This window comes from Pseudoalteromonas sp. SR43-3, assembly GCF_014163875.1.
GTDB classification, from domain to species: Bacteria; Pseudomonadota; Gammaproteobacteria; order Enterobacterales; family Alteromonadaceae; genus Pseudoalteromonas; species Pseudoalteromonas distincta.
In genome coordinates this window covers 1-22,528 of record NZ_JACJEC010000001.1, presented here as the reverse complement: position 1 = coordinate 22,528, position 22,528 = coordinate 1, and the positions used below count along the sequence as shown (strand labels likewise).

Genomic DNA, 22,528 nt, shown 5'->3' with positions numbered 1-22,528 from the left:
TTTGTCAGTATTGTTATTAACTTTATACTAAAGATTACTGCAGCAACCATACAGTTGCTGCATACGTATTCAGGTTACTATTGTGGCGTTTTTAAAACGAGTACCGTTGCGCTCATCGCTGGTAATTCAATGGTTTTGCCCAGCTTTTGTGTTTTTTGAGTAAATAAATTAAATGCTGTTGTGCTGTTAGGCATCACCTCTTGCATATACTCAATGTTTTTTTGTAGCGTTTGTGTATTTTTATTCATAAATACCAACACAGTTTGCTCGTCGCTAATACGCGCGTAACTATACACGCCTTGTTGAGGCGTAAAGTGCACAAGTTTTCCTTTATCAAGTGCTGGGCTGCTTTTTCTAAAATTAAGCAAGGTACTGATGGTGTTATGCATCACTTTTTGCTGTTTTGTTAGCCCCTCGCCCGTAAAGGCGTTCCGAGTTTGGCCTTTAAATCCACCAGGGAAGTCTATTCTAATATCGCCATGGTCTTTACTTGGGGTGTTATCTAATAGCACTTCCGTACCGTAGTACATTTGGGCTATACCACGCGTGGTTAAAAATAACGTCATCGCCATTTTTGTTTTAGCAACGTCTTGGCCAAGCTCGGTGTAAACTCTGCTCATATCATGATTATCTGCAAATACCATAATGTTATTAGTATCAGGGTATAAAAAGTCATTAGCTAACGATTCATATACTTTAACCCAGCCCGTGTTCCAGCTTTCATCTTCATTTAGCGCTTGAATTACCGACTCTTGCAACGAAAAGTCCATCACGCTTGGTAAGCTTGATGTATAACCATCTTGGTTATGCTTGCCACGTTGCCAGTAAGAGGCAATAGCAGGGTTTGACGTCCACTCTTCTCCAACAATATTAAAGTTTGGGTACTCCTGCATTATGGCTTTTGTCCAATCACTCAAAAATGCTTTATCTGAGTAAGAGTAGGTATCAACACGAATACCACTTAAATCGGCGTATTCTATCCACCAAATAGCATTTTGAATTAAGTATTCACTTAACAGTGGCTGGCGCTGATTTAAATCGGGCATGGTTTCTACAAACCAACCATCGTTAAACTGGCGCTTGTCGTATTCACTCGCGTGTGGGTCTTGTATAGTTTGGCGCGCATGGCTTGTGGCGTTTTTACCTTTTTTAAACTCGCCATTAAAGTTAATCCAATCTTTAGTTGGCTTATCTTTAACCCAAGTATGCTCAGAGCCAAAATGGTTAAGAACCATATCCATTACCAGGCCTATGCCCTGCTCTTTTGCTTTTACCGAGAGCGTTTTATATAACTGGTTTGAGCCCATACGTGGGTCAACATTATAAAAATCTGTAATTGCATAACCATGATAAGAATAATCTGGCATGTTGTTTTCAAGCACTGGGGTAAGCCAAAGCTGTGTAACGCCTAAATTGTTTAAATACGGTAATGCGTTTATAACACCTTGAATATCACCACCGTGGCGCCCGCCCTTAGTACTAGGATCAGCGGCTTCTAACATGCTAGGAACGCTATCGTTTTGTTTATCACCATTAGCAAAGCGATCTGGGTTAATTAAATAAAGCGTATCAGCTGATGTAAACCCTTGGCGGTTTGCGCTGTTTTTATTACGTTCAAGTAGTGAAAACTCAAAATTTTGACTCGCTTCGCTGCTGTTAAACACAAGCGTTCCTGCTTTAGCGGTATCAGTAATAGTAATATTTAAAAATACATAATTTGGGTTATCTGTACGGGTTACTTTATTTAACTTAACACCATTGTATTTAGCTAATTTAATTTGCTCGTTTGCAATATTTTGCTCATGCACCATGATGGTTATGGTATTTTTGTTCATGCCAACCCACCAATTAGCAGGCTCAACGTTAAGTGCGTAGCTAATGGTTGGTAAAGTACAGGCACTTACAAGTAAAAGTGTGTTTAAAAATCGCATCATCAGGCCTTTTTAATTTTTGCTAAAAAATCTTTATGAGTGGGTAATTGATCTACTGTTGAGGTAATAAGCGTTTTTAATGTAGAAAATAAGTCGTTTAGTTGTTCACTGCTTAATGAGTCAACAATACTGTTGTAATCATCGGGGATGAGGCCTTGGCCAATAAATACCTGTTGCCAAGCAACTTCGGCAAATAGTTCATCGTTTTCGCGCACTACTTTGCCAGTTTCCTTAAATAATTTGAGCTTGTGGGCCAATGAGTGAGGAATGTCCATTTGCTTGCATTGTCGCCAAAAAGCAGAATCTTCTCGCTCCGTCAGTTTGTAATGCAAAATAATAAAATCGCGTATGTGCTCTATTTCTATCACGCTTTGCTTATTAAATTCAGTAACTAAAGTTTCGCTTATGCCATTGTGTGGAAACAGCTTTATTAAACGGGTTACTGCACTTTGTATTAAGTGGATACTAGTTGACTCTAACGGCTCTAAAAAGCCACTAGCAAGACCAACCGACACCACGTTTTTATGCCACTGCTTTAAGCGCCGTCCTGTTTTAAATTTTATAACACGTGGCGCCGTAATTGGTTCAGCGGGTAAATTATTTAATAATAACTGCGTTGCTGCATCGTCAGATAAATAACGGCTACAGTACACCAAGCCATTACCTATTCGGCTTTGCAGCGGTATTTGCCACTGCCAGCATGCGCTATGTGCAATTGAACGCGTATAAGGTTTTAGCTCGCTAGTACCTTGAGACTGCACCGCCACGGCGCTGTCGCATGGTAAGTAATGAGACCAATCTACAAAACCTGTATTAAGGGTTTGCTCTATGAGTAAGGCGCGCTGCCCTGTAGCGTCAATAAAAAGATCGCCATTTATCTGCTGTGTGTTATCAAGGGTTAATGATTTTATATTCCCTGATAGAGGGCATTGTTCAACCTGCTCTATTTTGGCATCAATATGATCAACACCGCGTGACATTGCGAGCTTTTTTAAAAACTCGGCATATAAAGTTGCGTCAAAATGGTACGCATAGCTTAAGCCAGGTAATTGCGTGTTAGGTATGGTATTTAATGGTGCAAACTTATGCTGTTTAGCTGCTTGGTAGTTAAGAGAAAAATCCCATAAGCTTTCTTCTGTACCGCTAATGTGCCCTTTTACCCAAAAATTGTAAAAATCGCAAAAGGGGAAGTCTTTTCCAAATGAGCCAAAAGCATGCATGTAGCTATGAGAGGTGGTTTTCCAATTTTCGAACTCAATTCCTAGTTTTATAGATGCATTAGTAGCGTTTATAAACTCTTGCTCGTTTATACCCAGTGCGTTATTAAGCTGAATAATAGGCGGAATTGTTGCTTCACCCACGCCTATAGTGCCAATAGTACTTGACTCAATAAGGGTTATTTTGATTACTTTACCTAACACTTTATTAAGCAAGGCGGCTGTTATCCACCCTGCTGTGCCCCCGCCTGCGATTACGACGTGTTTTATTGGTTTCATATTATTGTCCACGTTTAGCCCCGCAAAATGATTAGGTTTTACTGCGGATTGGTATTAGATAGAGTAGCTATAAAAAAGCCCTTGTAACACAAATTACAAGGGCTCCTACACACAATCTTTATTATAGCTTGTAGCTAAAGCCTAACAAGTAAGTACGACCGTAATCTTGGTAGTCGCGAACTTGTAGCGCGTTATCACCAGAAAGCGATGTAAACGGCTCTTCTGTTAAGTTTTGTACTTGGAACTGAATTGATAAACCTTCAAGGCTTTCAATACCGGCTTCAGAAAAGTCATAACCCGCTTGAACATCCCAAATTGTTTCACCTAGGATATCTACTTGCTCGGTGTTAAAACCTAAACCGTATACATCACCTTTAAAGGCACTACGCTTACGCATACTAGTACGTAATTGCACACCATTCATTTCGTAGTAAACCGTTAAGCTTTGAATTTTATCTGAAAGACCCGGTAGCTCGTACTCATTACCGTTTTGATCTTCAATATCAGACTCAATACCTGTATGGCTTGCAATTAAACCAAAGCCTTCAAGTGACGGGTGGAAAATTTTAAATGGTAACGCTAGAGATAGCTCGTAACCGTATAGGTCACCGCCGCCGCCATTTACTTTACCACTACCTGTGCCCTCTGATGTTGCAGGAATTTCACCTGTTGATGGATCTGCAACACCCGACATATCAATTTCGTATTTACCATCAAAAATCCACTGCGTTAAGTCTTTATAGAAAAATGCAGCAGAGAAGTAACCTTCATCACTAAAGTAGTTTTCGTACGTTAAATCGTAACCAGTTGCTTCTTTTGGCTCTAAATTAGGATTACCACCGGATACAGACCAGTAGTTACCATTTTCATCCTGTGTAGTATTGTAAGATGCGTCAATAGATGCATTCATTTCGTCTAAACGTGCACGAGAGATTGTTTTAGCCGCACCAAAGCGAACTGTTTGTTGCTCATCAATCGCAAGTGATAAGTTTAAGCTTGGTAATACGTGTGAGTAATCGTGGCTAATATTGGTAGATGATGCCACCACAATATCATCAACAGTGTTAAATGCATTACCCTGCGATGACTGGTCGGTATGAACATAACGTACACCCACATTACCTGTAAGTGCTAAGCCGCTTACTTCGGCATTAATATTAGCCTGTGCAAATACTGAGGTAATTTCTTCTTTTACCGTCCAAGATTTTGTTAAATGGCTCGTATTCGTTAAGCTTTCATCTAACAAGCTGTAGTAACCGTCATTTACTAACCCATTAACATCGTAAGCAATCATGTCACCCATGCCAATAAAGCCTAGGTCAACGCTACCCATGCGATATTGCTCTGGCACAGCTAGCATGCCAGGATTATCAAGCGAAAAGCCAGATAACGTCATAAAGAAACCTTGCGAATCTTTTGTTTTTTCACGCTCTTTATAAGACATACCAAACTCAATTGAGCTGAAGTATTCGTTTTCTAATACTTTAGATGCAGCTAGCTTTAACGTAGACAGCTCATCTTCAATCGTTGGTGCATTTATGAATCCATCCTGTGCCTGATCTTTATAACCAGAAATGTCATTTCCATCAGCATCAATTAAACCATATTGATTATTTAAGGCCTTACTTGCGCCCCACGATAAAGGACCGCCTAATTGAATAAGGCTGTAATCACTATAATCTAAGTCATGAGTAAACGTAGCACCTGTATTACTACCATTAAAGGTGTAACCTAAATTATCTGCAACACCACGTGAATCACCGCGCCCTGTACCTGAGTAACTTTCAAGGCTCCACACTTTACGATCTACATGCGAGTAACTTGCATCAAATTCAACTGACCATGAATCGTCAATATCGTATTTAGTATTAAAACCAAACGCGGTTAATTCTGCTTCACGCTCTTCGTAGTCATTACGAACAACAACTCGTTGACCTTCGGTAACGGCACTCGTAATAAAACCAGATTCCTGATCTATTACGAATGAGTCTTCGTCCCGTGCACCTTGCCCCCATGCAAATGGAATTTCGATACCACGTAAGATTTTTTCATCTGTAAAATCTACATATAATGCATCAAACGTCATATTTAGTTTGTCAGTCGGTGCAGCTTCTAGTACGAGCATGGCTGAATCACGTTCAAGTGTCGATGAACGTACAAATGGTTTTGCACCACCTAAAATTGAATATGTTTGGCCACCTACTTCTCTTTCGGGGTAGCCCCAAGCGTTCCAACGTTTTTCTTGGTTTGGTGAGCTCATTGAAGTTAAGGCAAATGCAACACCTATGGTGTCATCAGCAAACTGATCGATGTATGAAATAGTACCGCGGTAACCATCGTCGTTACCGTCTGGGTTTAGTTTATCAAAGCTGGTTTGCTCGTATTGGCCATTAACTTGAAATACACGCTCGCCTTTACTTAAAGGACGCACGGTTTGCATGTTAATAACACCGGCAATACCTTCTGCTTCGATACTTGCGTTTGGTGTTTTATATACCGTAACGCCGCTCATAATTTCTGATGGGTAAAGGTCAAACTCTACGCCGCGGTTATCACCAATAGATACCTGTTCACGGCCGTTAAACGTAGTACCACTTTCGTTTTCACCAAAACCACGAATTGATACTCTGCTTGCGCGACCATCTAAACGCTGCGCTGTTAAACCAGGTAAGCGTGCAATAGACTCAGCAATTGATGAGTCAGGTAGTTTACCTATATCTTCTGCAGAGATAGATTCTACAACCTGTGTAGAAAAGCGTTTTGTGTTGATAGATTCAACAACACTGCCACGAAAGCCTTTTACTTCGATAACCTCAACGTCATCATTTTTAACTGTATCTTCTTGCGCTGCTACAGAGGTAAAGCTTGCTAAACCTGCAGTTGCTAATGCCAAAGTTAATATACTTGGTTTGAACATAGACATGATGTTTTTCCCGTTACCCATATTGTGATACCCGCTTCTTTATTTGAGTGATAGTCAAACAGGCGAGCTAATTTTGTTGTCAGCATCAATATTAACGCTCGAATTATTTTATTAACAACTTTATGCATACGTATTCAAGACCATGCAATGTAATATAAATTAACAGTTGGTTCACAAAATAAAAGCTAAGCTATTGTTTTTAAATTTATTATTATGGTGCAACATGATTGTTAATGAGTCTTATGAAAATACATATATTCGCACTATGAATTACCCATGATACAGCGTGTAAATAGCGTTAAATAAAGCAATTTATAATATTTACATAAGTTATTTTAATAATTTAATGTTTTATGAAATTGGTAAGACCATTCATCACTTTCACCAATACCGTGCAAGCCTTTTAAAATAAGCACCAAAACAGACCGCGCTATTTTATTCATAAGTAAAAAGCATGATTGGTAAAGCTAGCAATAAAAAAAACAGCACCTTAAATACACCTCTTTAAAAGCGCATTTAAGTAAGTAAATTAGCTGCATACGTATGCAGACTTTTTACAGAGTAGCCCCCTTCACGTATGCTTTTTGAAAATTTAGTGATTGTTTCAATCAAACTAATAACAATATAAATACTGTGTGGAACGACGGAGAAAAGCATGGCCCAACAGCAGTGGTATAAAGGTGCGGTTATTTATCAGGTTTACCCGCGAAGCTTTCAAGACAGCAATAACGATGGTATTGGTGATTTAAGAGGGATTATTAATCGTATTGATTACATTAAAAGCTTAGGCGTTGATGCTATTTGGATTTCACCTTTTTTCAAATCGCCAATGAAAGACTTTGGCTATGATATTAGCGACTATCGTGACATTGACCCGCTTTTTGGTGACCTAAATGATTTTGATGAGCTAATAAGCGAAGCCCACACTCGTAATATTAAAATAATTATTGATCAGGTGTTAAGCCATACATCAGATCAACACCAATGGTTTACTGATAGCCGTGAAAATCAAAATAACAGTAAAGCCGACTGGTATGTTTGGGCTGACGCAAAAGATGATGGAACAGCCCCAAACAACTGGCTATCTATTTTTGGTGGTGGTGCTTGGCAGTGGGAGCCTCGCCGCGGGCAATACTACCTACATAATTTTTTAACCGAACAACCGGATCTTAACTTTCATAACCCAGATGTTCGAAAAGCTGTGCTTGATAATGTTGAGTTTTGGCTTAAAAAAGGCGTTGATGGTTTTAGGCTTGATGCAATTAATTTTTGCTATCACGACGCGCAATTACGTGATAATCCGGCTAAACCAAAAGATAAGCGCCAGGGTCGTGGTTTTAGTGAAGATAATCCGTATGCATTTCAGTACCATTACTACAATAATACTCAGCCTGAAAATATTGAATTTATGCAAGATATTCGCACATTACTTAATAAATACCCAGGTACTGTATCGCTTGGCGAAATCTCATCAGAAGATTCATTAGCAACAATGGCGCAGTACACCCAAGGTGGTGACAAGCTGCACATGGGTTATAGCTTTGAGCTCTTAACAAATGATTACTCAAGTGAATATATTAGAACTACGGTTCAAACTCTAGAACAACGTATGACTGAAGGCTGGCCATGCTGGGCATTTAGTAATCATGATGTAGAGCGCGTAGCGAGCCGCTGGAGCGAAAATGGCAAAGTAAACCCTCAACAATGTAAAATGCTAACCGCCCTATTAGCTTCTCTTCGTGGCAGCGTGTGTATGTACCAAGGTGAAGAGCTAGGTCTAGGTGAAGCAAGTGTGGCCTTTGAAGATTTACAAGACCCTTACGGCATTACGTTTTGGCCTAACTTTAAAGGACGTGATGGCTGTAGAACACCAATACCTTGGGAGCAAGCTGATTCACCTCATGCAGGGTTTAGTGAAGTAGAACCTTGGCTACCCGTTGATGATGCACATAAACAACAATCAGTAGCTATACAAACAAAGGATAATGACTCAATTTTAAACGCTTATCGTGAGTTCATGGCATGGCGAAAAGGCCAAACAGTTTTACTTGAGGGTGATATTGAATTTATTGAAACGCCAGAGCCTGTACTTGCTTTTTATAGAACGCTTGAATCGCAAAAAGTGCTTTGTATGTTTAATCTAAGCTCTAAACAAACAAGTATAGATATGCCGACATCAATTGTTAAAGAATATAATGAGCTTAGCCACCACAAAGTAAAATTAAGCCAAGACACACTAACGCTTGAGCCTTACGCTTGCTTTTATGCAAAGTGTTAGTGACATCAAAACTACGTTTTACATATACTAAGTCCTAAATATGTAAACACATTTCAGGACAAAACAGTTCTAAACACTAAAAGGCCCAAATAAATTAATTGGGCCTTTTCGTGTGTCTTACCTTTTAATGATTTCGAGTTTTACTATTTAGGTAATCAGTTAAAGCAAATAAGACGCCTGATATTACAAACTTAAAATGAATAGTCTCTTCCCAAAGTACTTTGTTATTTGGATTAGCACTTGAGTTAATAAAGACTTAAAATATCCTCATAGCAGAAATATACAATGGCGCTTATCCATTTCATTTTTGAACCTAAAAAATCACTTTCCCTAAAACAATCTAAAGGTTATTAATATAAAGCGCAGAATCAAGTTTTCTTAGCTACTAAATATATTACTCCAGCTGATAATGCTGTACTTACTAAAGTTAAAAAAATGACAAGTAAATTACTCATCCTCACGATAAAAAAATTTCGTTATCTTTTATTTCAATTTCGATTAAAAATCAGCATACCAACAGAGTTGTTCTGAATTGGGCACTACTGATTTATACCTAACTTTAAACTGGATAAATCAGTCATCACACCATTTTTTTAGGAATAAACGAATGAAAAAAGCATTGCTAGCATTAATCGTAGCACCACTATTTGCAGTATCTGCGACTTACGCGGTTGCAGACGATGCGCCAACAGCTTCAGCCGAAATGATAAAAGAATACACAGAAATGTGTGTTAACTGGGCTAAAGATGATGACGTAAGCAATGAAGAGCTAAATGCCTACGTATTAAAATGCGTAAATGATGAGCTTGAATCTGAAGGCTATAAAAAAGTATCTTCTGTTAAGATTTAATTATACCAATTACATTTAATTAGTGATCTGTTAAAGCTATAAGAATATAGCTCAATAGCTAAGCGAATAAGCATGACATATATTTGTTCTCGGCAGCTGCTCCCTGCAATGCCTACTTTCTGCATCTACGCAGTCATATATGAATAGTGTTTAACACAGTAATTGAGTTATTTAATACGCTAAAATGACCATGTTTTTAATCAAATTGGTAACACGCTTAGGTGAATGTACTGCTAATAAAGCCGTTGCGAAAGCATTCAACTAGGCACAAAAAACCGGAATAGACACAAGCTGTGCATTCCGGTTTTTTTATGACTTTTTAAATCTACAAAAGCTATGAATAAGCAATAACGAGCTTATTCATCTTCTTTTTTAGCTTTCGCTTTAGGCTTAGCTTTAGCTGGTGCCTTTTTTGCAGCTGCTTTCTTTTTAGGCGCTGCTTTTTTCTTCGCTTCTTCTGTCCATTTACCTGCCTCATAATGAGCAGTCCAGCCGGTAGCTTTACCGTCAACTTCAGTCATAACATACTGAGATTTATTTTTACGGCTATAGCGTACAACAGCAAGATTACCATCATGATCTTTAGCTGGTGCATCTGCTAAATAATAAAACTTAGGCGAAATGCGGTCTCTAAAGCGTTTTAGTTCTTCAACCTTAGGTGCACGTGTTTCACGTGACTTAGGAAAAGTATTTGCGGCTAAAAATATACCCGCAGCGCCATCACGTAAAACAAAATACGCATCTGACTTCTCACACTCTAATTCAGTAATGTGAACAGGATCTTCTTTTGGTGGAGCAGCCTCACCATTTTTAAGTAACTTACGTGTGTTCTTACACTCGTCGTTATTGCAACCAAAGTACTTACCAAAGCGACCCGATTTAAGCTCCATGTCAGAACCGCACTTATCACATTCGATAATTGGTCCGTCGTAGCCTTTAATTTTAAAGGTACCTTCTTCAACTATATGCCCTTTACATGCTGGGTTATTACCACACACATGTAGTTTACGGGTTTCGTCAATTAGGTATGAGTCCATTGCAGTTTCACAAATAGGACAACGCTTCATCTGCATTAATTTTTCGGTTTCTACGTCTTCGACATCAGCAGCAACCGCTTCATCGCCCGACACTAAGTTCATTGTTGTAGTACAACGCTCTTTTGGCGGAAGGCTGTAACCAGTACACCCTAAGAAAACACCGGTTGAAGCCGTACGTATGCCCATTTTGCGGCTACATGTAGGACATTCTATATCGGTTTCAACCATCTCATTAAGACGCATGCCACCATTCTCTGGCTCGTCTTTAGCTACAGTTAGTTGCGTTGAAAAATCAGCATAAAACTTATCTAAAACTTGAGTCCATACACGCTCGCCTTCAGCAATGTCATCTAAACGACCTTCCATTTTAGCTGTAAAATCAAAGTTCATTAAATCAGTGAAGTTTTCAACTAAGCGGTCAGTAACAATTTCACCCATTTTTTCAGCAAAGAAACGGCGATTTTCTACACGTACATAACCACGATCTTGAATTGTTGATATAATCGACGCATAAGTAGATGGACGACCAATACCACGCTTTTCAAGCTCTTTTACTAAACTAGCTTCACTAAAGCGAGCTGGCGGCTTAGTAAAATGCTGCTTAGGATCAAGTTCTATTAAAGTAAGTATTTCACCTTCTTTAACAGCTGGCAGTGATTGATCTTCTTCGTTCTTTTTACGCACCGCAGGTTGTACTTTTGTCCAACCATCAAAGCGAAGCACGCGGCCTTTTGCTTTGAGCTGGAAATCGTTAGCTGCAACAGTCAGTGTTGTTAAGTCGTATTCAGCAGGTACCATTTGACACGCTACAAACTGACGCCAAATTAGCTCATACAGCTTTTTAGCATCGGCATCTACGCCTTCGATATGACCAGACAACACTGTAACGCTTGAAGGACGAATTGCCTCATGCGCTTCTTGTGCATTGCCTTTAGAGCTATAGTTAATTGGATCTTTTGGTAAATATTTAGCACCAAACTCGTTCGTTACATACTCACGACACATTTCAACCGCATCTTTTGAAAGATTGGTTGAATCGGTACGCATATAAGTAATATAACCGCCTTCATACAAACGCTGAGCGAGCATCATAGTCTTTTTAACGCCATAACCTAGGCGTGTACTTGCCGCTTGTTGCATGGTTGAAGTAATTAATGGCGCACTTGGGCGACTTTTACTTGGTTTTTCTTCAACGCTAATTACTTTGTATTCTGCATTCTCAAGGCTTTTAACAGCTGCGCTAGCCTGAGCTTCATTTACAGGCTTAAATGCCTTTCCAGCTTGTTTGGTTACTTCTAAGCGTAACTCAGACTCAGTATTCTTAACATCAGCGTGAATATCCCAAAACTCTTCAGGGATAAATGCCTTAATTTCACGTTCACGCTCAACTAATAAGCGTACCGCAACAGACTGAACTCGTCCTGCAGATAGACCACGTGCAACTTTTGCCCACAACAAAGGAGAAACCATAAAGCCTACAACACGGTCTAAAAAGCGTCGTGTTTGCTGAGCGTAAACCATGTCAGTATTAAGCTCACCTGGTGTTTCGAAGGCTTGTTGTATTGCGTTTTTGGTAATCTCGTTAAAAACTACGCGCTTATACTTTTCAGGTTCGCCGCCAATGATTTCTTGAAGGTGCCAAGCAATTGCTTCCCCTTCTCTATCCAAATCCGTTGCGAGGTATATTTGATCTGCATTTTCAGCCAGCTTTTGTAATTCTTGAACAACCTTCTCTTTACCTGGCAGGATTTCATAATGCGGCTCCCAACCTTGCTCAGGATCAATACCCATACGCGCGACTAGGTTAGTATAATCTCGTTGCTTTTTATACGCTGCTTTCTCTTCAGGTTCCATTTTGCGAACTTCTGCTGGCGTTTTAGTTGCCGGCACTTTAGCTTTGCTCGAACCTGAAGTAGGTAAATCACGTACATGCCCAATACTGGACTTTACGATGAAGTCATTACCTAAATATTTATTAATTGTTTTAGCCTTAGCAGGTGACTCTACAATTACTAGCGATTTGCCCATAGTTGCCTATTTCTAACCAAATATTAAAAATGTGTTTTGCCGACATAAGCGGCGCGAATATTTATAGGTATATCTACAAACACTAGTTGTTACAAGCTTTTAATACAAACTTTTCAGTATTTACTGAATAAACGAACAATTTTTGTCGTTAAATTAAACAAACAGGTGTTTTTAGATTAATTGATGTGGAATATATAGAACAGATACAAAAATGCCAACCTAAAGGTTGGCATTTTTTATTTTAAACTACTCATTAGCAATCAACTATCATCACTTATTGCAATTTGAGCTGTCGAAATGTTGCCTTTACCAGTCGTAAACTCAACGGTTAAGAAGCCTTCCGTTTTATCATTTCCTTCTGCTTCGCGGCTAATTGATAGAGCTTCACCAAATGCAAACGTTGCACTTGAATTGCGAATATCAAAACCGTCTGTACCGCTGTACTCACCATTATCAGCAGATATAGCTACACTGGTACCTGTAGGCATTGGGTTATTATATATATCAGAGTAGTAAACAGCGAAAGTTAATGCTGATAGCTGATTCCCTAAATCTGCAGTAGTAATGTTGATAGAACCTACATCACAGTAATCTGTGTTATCGGTTGCTTCTAAGCGCAAGATAATAGCGCCAGACTGAGTGTCAGCCTGACGATAGATATTATTACACTCTTCGATATCCTGTCCGAGCTGCATAGCATTATCAGTAAATACTGTAGGATCATCTATAACTGTTTCTTCTAATGCTTCAGCAAAGCGATAACGTAACTCACTTTTTGTGACCACAAATCTACTGTATGCGGTACTACCCGACATAATGATTTCAAAAGAATCACGAATATCAACTAGTTCTTTAGTACAAAGGCTTTCAAATGTGTCACCTTCTGTTGGTGTTGTTGCTTCTGCTTTACATACTAAACCATTGTATTTTTCATCAGCTAGCGTGTGCATGCCATTGAGATCAATATCCCAGTTTTCTTCAAAATGCCCAGCATTTGTATTCTCTGGGCTACATGGATCATCACTATCGCCTTCTTGACAGTTATCAGCGGCTTTTATCACTGTCGCTGTAACAGGATCATAAATACCCGCTAAGCCATCATAAACACCATTTTCATTGTGATCGATAAATGCCTCTGTTAGATCATAACCACTATAATATTCGTTGGTATCAAAACGCCCATTTCCGTTAATGTCAATGAAAGATTCTTGACCTTTAGCGGTAACAAGCACTGTTGCACGACCACCAAGAGGGACGCCATTTTCATTGAAAGCAGCATTTAAAATACCGGCCATACAAGGTGCTGCAGAACCAAAGTAAAGATCACAGTTAAGTTCATTAGTTTTAGGGTTAATACTGTTAATTGTATTACCCCATTTTGCATCTGTGAATGGTTTTGGGTTTTGTGAACGCCATTGAGCAACGCACTGACCGTCGACTGTATTACACTCTAGCTGCGCATTAAATTCTGTACCATCAATGGTACCAATAGCACCCCCTTCAGTTGTTAAGTATACCGATGTACCATCAGGAACAGGGTTGTTAAAATGATCAGCTAAATAAACATTAACTTCTTCAATATCACCGTTATAATTTAACGCTTCAATATTGAAGTTAGTTGGTGCAGCAGTGAAACTATTGCCATCAGGTAAACCCGAACTAATCGAAACTAAATCAGATACTGTTATTACTTGCTCATCTAATGAAACTAATGAGAGTTCTCCGGTTGGACATGAAACATTGATATCACGCTCTGCGTCATCAAGAAGACACTCATCATAAAGTTCTTTCCAGCATGTAACGTTGTCGTTTTGGTCAGCTGGAATAAGTTCATCTGGGATGTAGCAAGCTTGCACACGCACAGCCTGAGGAACAAAACCAGAGTTCACTTGAATACGTGCTAAACCTTCAGAGTCTGTTGAAACACTAGCATGCGAATAACCGGTTGCATCTGTAACTTCAGAAAGTGAGATGCCACCATTAGTCGAGCTTAAACGAAAGTCTAAGCGCTTTTGCTTAGCAGTATTACCTATTTCATCTGTTAATTTGAATGTAAGTTGGCTGATTTCTTTACGAGAAACTCCACCAGTCCCTTTTAGTGCAATTACATTTTCTGATGCTTCAACAAATTCAATCGAGCTTACTGCGGCAGCCGATACAGGTACATTAACTGTAACAACTTTTGGTGTACCACCAGTAAGCACTGTCGCTGTAACCGTATCGCCTTGTGATATGTTACAGCCATTACTTCGGTATGTCGCTGTTGCAATACCACTAATACTCGTTGCAGTATCATCCATTACCGCAAGATCAGATTCAACACAACCAGATGTAAATTCAACATCTAGTGGAGTTACAAACAAATCTCCATTTGCATCATAAATATTTACTGAAATAACCGTTGTAGCTCCAGCTGCTAGCGGCACAAATTCGTTATCAATCACATTGCCAGCATCATCTAATTTATTATATAAACCATTTGAAATTTCAACACTTAATTCTGCTGTAGCGATTTCAAATGCTTTTGAAGCAGTAACTGATTTAGCAGTAACAGATACTTCTCCCGCACCACTGCTTGCCCCTGGCTGTAATTTTAAAATTGCAAAACCAAAGTTATCTGTTAGTGCTTTACCTGATTCTGGTAACAAGGCACCAAGGTCTGTAGATAACTCAGCTATAATGCCATCAATACCATCACCTGAACTTGTATCTGTGACTTTAATCATAACGTCAATAAGTTCATCAGAAGAGAATTGATTTACAACATTACAACCAGATGCTAGATATGTGCTTTCGAGGGATGTTGTGTTGCGATTAGCATCCCAATCACTTGCACAGCCTTGTAATAACTTGATATCAAGCTCTGCTTCAGCACTTTCCACAGGTGCATCATCACCATTTGAAATAAAGCCTGCAACTTTAGTGATGCTATTACCGCTATCATCCGTATAGATGGCAACGACTTGACCCGCACCTTTTGAATCACCGCTACTGAGCGTTACGGAAGCTTTACCACTCGCGTCTGTTAATGCCGTACCTAACACAGGTGTGATTTTACCTGTGTAGTTAGTTGTAAAAGAAATTAGCTGGCCTTGTAAAGGTTCATCTTCATCTAACAAGGTAGCGGTAACCGTCCCTTTATTATCTTTACTGACTGGATTTTCAGCTGTAAATGGCGAACCAGTAATATCTAAAATTGAAATATCTAGTTCAATACTTCCACTCACACTTGAGTCATCATTCTCAGAACCATCTGATGCAAATCCAAACGAATCACTGTAGGTGTCTTCACCGTTAATATGGGTAGCAGTAATAATACCCGCCCCCGCAGTATCGCCTGCCGTAAGAGTGATCGATGCTACACCATCAGCGTTAGTTAAAACCGTGCCAGAGACTGGGTCAAGTAAACCAATAGAGTCTGCTAACGTGAATGTAATACGCTCGCCAGACACTGCATCACCATCTTCATTAACTAAACTAGCTCTTAATTCTAAAGGAGCATCAGCAGTCACACTATTCGACTCAGTATCACTCGCTTTCAAATATCCTTTCAAACTTATTGTATAGGTTGATGTTTCCGTCGTGGAATCACCATCACTAATAGAGCCGTCTTTTTCAAGTGACCCACCGCCACCACAGGCTGTGAGTAAAAAACTTAGCAATGAAATGCCGAGCAGTCGCATTAAAGGCATGAACCTCTCCCTAGCGTTGTTATTATAATCAAAATTAATTTTCACTTAATATTAACCTATAACTTAGTCTAAAATCTCAGTTTTTTATTACTTTTTTGCGCAAAATAATTTTAAATAAATACCAATTTTTTCTGTAGTAAATATTTCCTTGCTGGTAGTCTATGGCAAATTTATAAAATGTAGATCAGGGAATATGTCAAAAATCCGTTCAATGAGTTTAACCACTCGCATCATGATTGGTATGGCGCTTGGGGTTGCAGTAGGTTTTATATTTCAGGCTATATTAGCTGGTGAAGACGATTATCTAATACCACTTGGGTTATTCTCTTTGCCAATTAAAGCCTTTTTTGTTGATGGTATTTTCCATGTTGGTGGCCAAATATTTATTGCCAGCTTAAAAATGTTAGTTGTGCCTCTTGTTTTTGTATCGCTCGTTTGTGGTACCTGTAGCTTAAGTGACCCTAAAAAACTAGGCCGCCTAGGTGGTAAATCTATTGGTTTATATTTATTAACTACGGCTATTGCTATAACGGTGGCTATTACACTTGCCTTATTATTTAGCCCTGGTGAAGGTATAAGCTTGCCATCTAATGCAACTTATGATGCCAAAGAAGCGCCTACCCTTGCACGTGTAATTATAGATATGTTTCCTACTAACCCATTTGAAGCCATGGCCAAGGGTAATATGCTTCAAGTTATAGTGTTTGCACTATTATTTGGTGTAGCAATGGCATTAAGTGGTAAAACAGGCAAACGCGTAGCAAGTGTTTTTGAAGATTTAAACACAGTAATCTTAAAACTAGTTACGCTGTTAATGAACATTGCACCTTATGGCGTGTTCTTTTTAATGGCAAAACTATTTACAACAATTGAGCTTAACTTAATTGTTAGCCTAGCCAAATACTTTGGCGTTGTAGTGCTTGCACTGTTATTACATGCTTTCGTAAACTACACATTACTTTTAAAAATATTAACGGGCTTAAACCCGCTTATTTTCTTAGCAAAAATGAAGCACACATGCTTATTTGCATTTAGTACCTCGAGCTCAAGCGCAACTATGCCTATTACACTTGAAACTGCTACTAAAAAACTAGGTGCTAATAACTCGGTTGCCTCATTTACTATCCCACTGGGTGCTACCATTAACATGGATGGCACTGCCATCATGCAAGGTGTGGCTACCGTATTCATTGCACAAGTGTTTAGTGTAGATTTAACAATTTCTGATTATCTAATGGTTATACTAACAGCAACACTTGCCTCTGTAGGTACAGCAGGCGTACCAGGTGTTGGCTTAATAATGCTCGCGATGGTACTTAACCAAGTTGGCTTACCTGTAGAAGGGATTGCAATTATTATCGGTGTAGATAGATTACTTGATATGACACGTACAGCAGTTAATGTAACCGGTGATTGTATGGTTACCTGTGTTGTTGCCAAGTCTGAAGGTGAACTTGATGAGAGCATCTTTAACGACCCTAATGCAGCTAAAGACTTAGAAGATTATCATAAGTCTATTGACTCATAAGCTACATTTATACAGCTATAAAAAAACCTTGATGCAATACATCAAGGTTTTTTTTCGAGTAGAAAGAATTAAACTGAATCGTAAAAAAATTCTAATCTAAGGATTTAGGGATTTAAATTTAGAGAGTAAGTTTATTCCCACTTTATTTACACCACTACTCAGGCCAAGAGCTAGCTTATCGCTTAATCCCTTTTTAATTTTGTATTTAATCTTATAAATTTGGCGCTCATGTTGCTGCTCCAGCAATGCATCATCACTTGTCTTTATAACATCTACCAAATCTTTATCAATCGCTTGAGTTGCAAACCAATGCTCGCCTGTCGCAACTAAGTTTATATCTAAGCTTGGGCGTTGAGTGCTTACAAACGTTTTAAATAAATCATGTGTTTGTTCAATTTCTTCACGAAATTTTTCACGGGCCTTATCTGTGTTTTCACCAAATAAAGTAAGCGTACGTTTAAACTCACCTGCAGTAATTTGCTCAAATTCCACATCATTTTTCTTTAATATTTTATTAAAGTTAGGTATTTGAGCTATCACACCAATAGATCCAACTATGGCAAAAGGGGCTGCTAGTATCTCATCGGCTACACACGCCATCATGTAACCACCGCTCGCTGCTACTTTATCAATTGCAACACTCAAAGGAATACCGGCATTTTTAATACGCTGTAGCTGAGATGCAGCAAGTCCATAGCCATGCACTACTCCGCCGCCACTTTCTAAACGAATAAGTACTTTGTCTTTACTTGGGTTAGCAATAGAGATAATGGCTGTTATTTCTTCTCGTAAGCTTTCTACTTCGTGAGCGTCCATACTACCCACAAAGTCAATTACATATAAACGAGGTTTAGGCTCATCTTTATCTGCTTTTTTACTTTGCGATTTAAGCTGCTTTTGGTGTGCTTTAAGCTCTTTTTTACCCAGCGTATTTTGTAGAAAACTTTCTTTAAGATCGACTAATTGCTCTGATATGTCGTCAATTTGTATTTCACCTTTTTTGGCTTTAGGCTTAACTGCAGCGCCAACTATTAGCATTAGAATAACTGCTATAGCGATAATAAAAGTAATTGTTTTAGCAAAAAACAAACCGTATTCGTATAAAAATTCCAACTGGTTTCTCCATTTATAAATTTCAGCTAATTTAGCATGCTTTAAAGCAAAAAAAAGCCACTTTTCAGTGGCTTTTAAAGGTTAATTATTTTATTGGCTATTAATCAGTCACAACCTCAGGGTTGGAAACTAATAACATTCGACCGCGAGCAGCTAAGTAAGTAGCTACTTGCAACTGCATTTCTGTATTAGCGGCAGCACTGCCTTCAACAGTTGCAGCTTGTGCATCATCTTGAGCTGGCGTTAATATAGAACCATGATGCCCTTTAGTAAATTTAACTAAGTAGCTTGTTGGTGTTTCAGTCAATGCTTGCGAAGTACTTACTGTTTCAAGACCCATCAAGTTAGCTAATGGAATTGTGCCTGAAATAGGATTATTTGCTGCCATTGGTGGTATCACTTGGTCAGGCTTGTTATCAACACCATCGCCCACAACAACATTAGTATAAACAGGAGTACCTAATGCTTTTACAGTGGCTGCGTAATTAGTTGGATCGCCGCTATCTAGCGCTGTTTGCGCCGCAAATGCAAATTGAGTAAACACTCCTTGAATATTAGTAAGCTTACTTGTTTCACCAGCTGTAGTTAACGAAGCTACATACTCGTTATAACCACAAGTTAAATATGCTTCCATATCTGGTAATACTGCACCACAGTTAGACACTGCATCAACTTGTAAATACGCGTTAAACTCATCAGCTTCTGTTGTACCTGCTTGTGAAAGTACTGAACCTTGGATAAATGGACCAAATGCAGCTGATTCTAGTAAGAAGCTAGCTATACCGCCGCCGCCGCTTGCAAGTGCTACTGTGTTTACATTAAATAATGGGTCAACGGTTGGCGCTAATGGGTTATTAGCTTGTGCAATAAATGCAGGGGCTACAATAGAGCCTAATGAATGACCAATGTAAGTTACATCTTGCGCATTAATCGTTGCATCATTAATAAAGTTTAGACCTAAACGTAAACCCAATAAATCAGCCGCTGATTGACGTAAGCTATCACGCGCAACAAGTAATGAACTTAAGTTCATGTAACTAAGCACAGAACCCGTTGTTGCATTAAAGTCGTCTGTTCCATCACCATCAACATCTATTCCACGCTCACCATGTCTTGGATGGTCAATAGCAACTGTTGCAAAGCCTTGAATAGAAAGCTGCGCCGTTAAAGCAAGCATACTTTCTTTTTGTGTTGTAATACCGTGTTGCATAATAACAACTGGCCATCCGCTATCAGGCATTGCGATAGGATCTAATTGTAACTGCGCACGTACACCATTAATTATTGGTAAAATAGGCTTAGTAACTTGCACTGGCACATTTGCCATGCTTTGTACTTTTGGAATGGAGTTATATTTTGTTAAATGACGTGTGCTATCTAGTCCTAAGTCACGTAATTGCCCGTCACTTAATGCAGAACATAAACCATCATTTTCACTAATAGGATCTGTAGGAAATGCATCACCAGCAACGGCCTTGTAACCGATTATTGCCACCGCGTTATCACACATACCTTGCCAATATGTATCACTTAAATCACTAATATCAGTACCCGTTGGTGTACCTAAATACATTGGTAGCATAATGCTACCTTTTTGATATTGCACACCAGAGAAAGCAGCAGACACTTCTACACCCTTAGAAGCAAATACCTGTTGTACATTTACCATCGGTTGTTCAGGAACTTGAAGCGCAGGCGTTGGCATCGCAGGCTGTTGCAAACTTGCAGCTAGCAATTTTTTAATTGTCCCAAGTACTGGCCCCGCAGACTGAATAGTCATTGCGCTAGAAAAAATAATATCTTCTTTTGTTATATTTCCTGAACTTACAACTACATTTTCGTAACTGTTAACAGCGCCCTGCAAACCAAGTTGGGCTTCTGTAATTAATGGCGCTTCTTGTTTAACCAGCCCATAAGTAGAAGAAGGCTCGATAGAACGCCCTAATGAATCTTTAAGACCAGTAGTTAGTACATTGATGTATGAGCTACCTGCCGTAAATGGTTTTAAAGGAATAATTGCAACGGCATCACCAGAAGCTTGAGTAACAAAATCAACACCAAAAGTAAGTTCACCGACCAATTTACAAGCTGTACCTGCAGCTACAACTGAACATTCTGCGTCAGTTAAACTTGCACCCATTACTACTTCAAAAATGCGAACTGTACCTGGTGTCCCAGCAGACGTTTCATCTAAACTCACATTTGGCGGAAATGTTAAATCGATTTTATAAGGAACCTGCGAAGACCAACCATCAAGTGCACCTAGAGCAAGCTGAGGGTCAGCATAAGCTGCTCGAGAAATAGACACATTGTCGTCATCTAATTCTCCAGGAATATTAAGTGTACCGTCTTGGGTTCCACTCATTAATAAATCATTAGGTACCGATAAGATACCTGCAGCAGGGTCAAAAGTAACCGTTGCTGTTGGAATAACGGTTGCTGTGTCGTTCTTAACATCTTCTAACGTTTCTCCGCCGCCACAACCTGCCAAGGCAGCTGTAACAGAGAGTGAAAGTAGCATTTTTTTCATATTGTTGGCTCCGCACATATTTTATTTTTATAGTGTGTTTAATCAGTGTATTAAGTTAAAATAATGTAATCAGGTTATTAATGAGACATTAGACCAGTTAAACTTAACGTAAAGTTTCTATTTTCGCCACCTAATTTTACAATAAATTCGATTACTTCACGTTTCGCTATGTTAAAATCAAAAAAAATAGATGAATGGGTACTTTTATGCACACATATCAAGCGGCTGAAAACGCACTTAAAGATAAAATTATTTTAATAACAGGCGCCGGTGATGGTATTGGCCGAGTAGCAGCAATTACGTATGCAAAATACGGCGCTACAGTTATCTTATTAGGAAAAACAACTAATAAACTTGAATGTGTTTACGATGAAATTGTTAATGCAGGTTACCCTAAACCTGCAATTGTGCCCATGGACTTAAAAGGCGCAACTAAACAAAACTACCGTGACCTTGCTGCAACAATTGAGTATCAATTTGGCCGCCTTGATGGCTTGCTTAATAATGCAGGTATTTTAGGGTCACTTGGTCCACTTGAACATTTTTGCTCATCTACGTTCGAAAACATAATGAAAGTAAACGTGACCGCGCAAGCGATGATCACTAAAGCGCTTTTTCCTGTTCTTCGTAAGTCTGATAATGCATCGATAGTATTTACGTCATCAGGTGTAGGCCGCAAAGGCCGTGAGTTTTGGGGGCCATACGCCATCTCAAAATTTGCTGTAGAAGGCATGATGCAAACATGGGCATGTGAAGTAGGCAAAACGAATATTCGTATAAACTGTATTAATCCAGGCGCTACTCGCACTTCTATGCGCGCTGCTGCATACCCAGGAGAAGATAGAGACGCGCTTGCTACACCAGAAGATTTAATGCCAACCTACTTATACTTGATGAGCGATGATTCTAGTAAAGTGAATGGCGAATCGTTAGATGCTCAAGTAAAAAAGTAATTTAGAGTTTAAAAAATTTATACAACACACATTAAAAAAGCCGCAATTAGCTGTCTCTTGATCACAAGTCTGACTCAAGAGATTTTGCTAAATCGTAGCCTTCCAGGATGGCTTGTAACTTAAGCCATCCTTGCCATAACACTTTCACAGATGCACGCCCTGTGCGCTT

At 39.1% G+C, this 22,528-nt stretch carries 11 protein-coding genes; 4 read left to right on the top strand and 7 right to left on the bottom strand.

Annotated elements, in window-relative coordinates; genetic code table 11:
- Window positions 1–77 precede the first annotated feature (77 nt).
- The 3 genes from H5088_RS00055 to H5088_RS00045 all read right to left on the bottom strand — a co-directional run bounded on the left by H5088_RS00055 (window position 78) and on the right by H5088_RS00045 (window position 6,350).
- On the bottom strand, window positions 78–1,934 hold the full coding sequence (locus tag H5088_RS00055) for a glycoside hydrolase family 13 protein (RefSeq protein WP_182751919.1): 1,857 nt from the start codon (window positions 1,932–1,934) through the stop codon (window positions 78–80).
- The gene (locus tag H5088_RS00050) at window positions 1,934–3,427 is read right to left on the bottom strand and encodes a tryptophan halogenase family protein (RefSeq protein WP_182751918.1); all 1,494 of its coding nucleotides are present in this window, start codon (window positions 3,425–3,427) and stop codon (window positions 1,934–1,936) included. The genes H5088_RS00055 and H5088_RS00050 overlap by 1 nt, the downstream gene beginning before the upstream one ends.
- Window positions 3,428–3,548: 121 nt before the next feature.
- The gene (locus tag H5088_RS00045; RefSeq protein ID WP_182751917.1) at window positions 3,549–6,350 is read right to left on the bottom strand and encodes a TonB-dependent receptor; all 2,802 of its coding nucleotides are present in this window, start codon (window positions 6,348–6,350) and stop codon (window positions 3,549–3,551) included.
- Between the two features lie 655 nt (window positions 6,351–7,005).
- Between H5088_RS00045 and H5088_RS00040 the strand changes: the two genes are divergently transcribed.
- Complete coding sequence (locus H5088_RS00040) at window positions 7,006–8,628, top strand: alpha-glucosidase family protein (RefSeq protein ID WP_182751916.1); 1,623 nt, start codon at window positions 7,006–7,008, stop codon at window positions 8,626–8,628.
- A 607-nt stretch (window positions 8,629–9,235) separates the two neighbouring features.
- Window positions 9,236–9,478 (top strand): hypothetical protein, encoded by a 243-nt coding sequence (locus tag H5088_RS00035; protein ID WP_002959734.1) that lies wholly within the window; start codon window positions 9,236–9,238, stop codon window positions 9,476–9,478.
- A gap of 356 nt (window positions 9,479–9,834) precedes the next feature.
- Here the strand turns inward: H5088_RS00035 and topA are convergent, their stop codons facing one another.
- Both topA and H5088_RS00025 read right to left on the bottom strand, forming a co-directional pair.
- Entirely contained in the window at window positions 9,835–12,543 is a 2,709-nt protein-coding gene (topA, locus tag H5088_RS00030) for a type I DNA topoisomerase (protein ID WP_182751915.1), read from the bottom strand.
- 260 nt (window positions 12,544–12,803) lie between these two features.
- Window positions 12,804–16,235, bottom strand: a complete 3,432-nt coding sequence (locus H5088_RS00025; RefSeq protein WP_182751914.1) for a hypothetical protein — start codon at window positions 16,233–16,235, stop codon at window positions 12,804–12,806.
- 193 nt (window positions 16,236–16,428) lie between these two features.
- On the opposite strand from H5088_RS00025, the gene H5088_RS00020 reads away from it, so the two are divergent.
- On the top strand, window positions 16,429–17,763 hold the full coding sequence (locus H5088_RS00020) for a dicarboxylate/amino acid:cation symporter (RefSeq protein WP_024606768.1): 1,335 nt from the start codon (window positions 16,429–16,431) through the stop codon (window positions 17,761–17,763).
- 96 nt (window positions 17,764–17,859) lie between these two features.
- Here H5088_RS00020 and sohB read toward each other — a convergent pair whose 3' ends face one another.
- Window positions 17,860–18,876, bottom strand: a complete 1,017-nt coding sequence (gene sohB, locus H5088_RS00015) for a protease SohB (protein ID WP_182751913.1) — start codon at window positions 18,874–18,876, stop codon at window positions 17,860–17,862.
- 100 nt (window positions 18,877–18,976) lie between these two features.
- Window positions 18,977–21,406, bottom strand: a complete 2,430-nt coding sequence (locus H5088_RS00010; protein ID WP_182751912.1) for a VolA/Pla-1 family phospholipase — start codon at window positions 21,404–21,406, stop codon at window positions 18,977–18,979.
- A gap of 206 nt (window positions 21,407–21,612) precedes the next feature.
- Between H5088_RS00010 and H5088_RS00005 the strand changes: the two genes are divergently transcribed.
- Entirely contained in the window at window positions 21,613–22,359 is a 747-nt protein-coding gene (locus tag H5088_RS00005; RefSeq protein WP_002959717.1) for a YciK family oxidoreductase, read from the top strand.
- Window positions 22,360–22,528: the final 169 nt, after the last annotated feature.

What these genes read in the sequence shown, in the direction of transcription:
- H5088_RS00055 (WP_182751919.1), bottom strand. Translation starts at nt 1,934, where the DNA reads ATGATGCGATTTTTAAACACACTTTTACTTGTAAGTGCCTGTACTTTA.
- H5088_RS00050 (WP_182751918.1), bottom strand. Translation starts at nt 3,427, where the DNA reads ATGAAACCAATAAAACACGTCGTAATCGCAGGCGGGGGCACAGCAGGG.
- H5088_RS00045 (WP_182751917.1), bottom strand. Translation starts at nt 6,350, where the DNA reads ATGTCTATGTTCAAACCAAGTATATTAACTTTGGCATTAGCAACTGCA.
- H5088_RS00040 (WP_182751916.1), top strand. Translation starts at nt 7,006, where the DNA reads ATGGCCCAACAGCAGTGGTATAAAGGTGCGGTTATTTATCAGGTTTAC.
- H5088_RS00035 (WP_002959734.1), top strand. Translation starts at nt 9,236, where the DNA reads ATGAAAAAAGCATTGCTAGCATTAATCGTAGCACCACTATTTGCAGTA.
- topA (WP_182751915.1), bottom strand. Translation starts at nt 12,543, where the DNA reads ATGGGCAAATCGCTAGTAATTGTAGAGTCACCTGCTAAGGCTAAAACA.
- H5088_RS00025 (WP_182751914.1), bottom strand. Translation starts at nt 16,235, where the DNA reads ATGCCTTTAATGCGACTGCTCGGCATTTCATTGCTAAGTTTTTTACTC.
- H5088_RS00020 (WP_024606768.1), top strand. Translation starts at nt 16,429, where the DNA reads ATGTCAAAAATCCGTTCAATGAGTTTAACCACTCGCATCATGATTGGT.
- H5088_RS00010 (WP_182751912.1), bottom strand. Translation starts at nt 21,406, where the DNA reads ATGAAAAAAATGCTACTTTCACTCTCTGTTACAGCTGCCTTGGCAGGT.
- H5088_RS00005 (WP_002959717.1), top strand. Translation starts at nt 21,613, where the DNA reads ATGCACACATATCAAGCGGCTGAAAACGCACTTAAAGATAAAATTATT.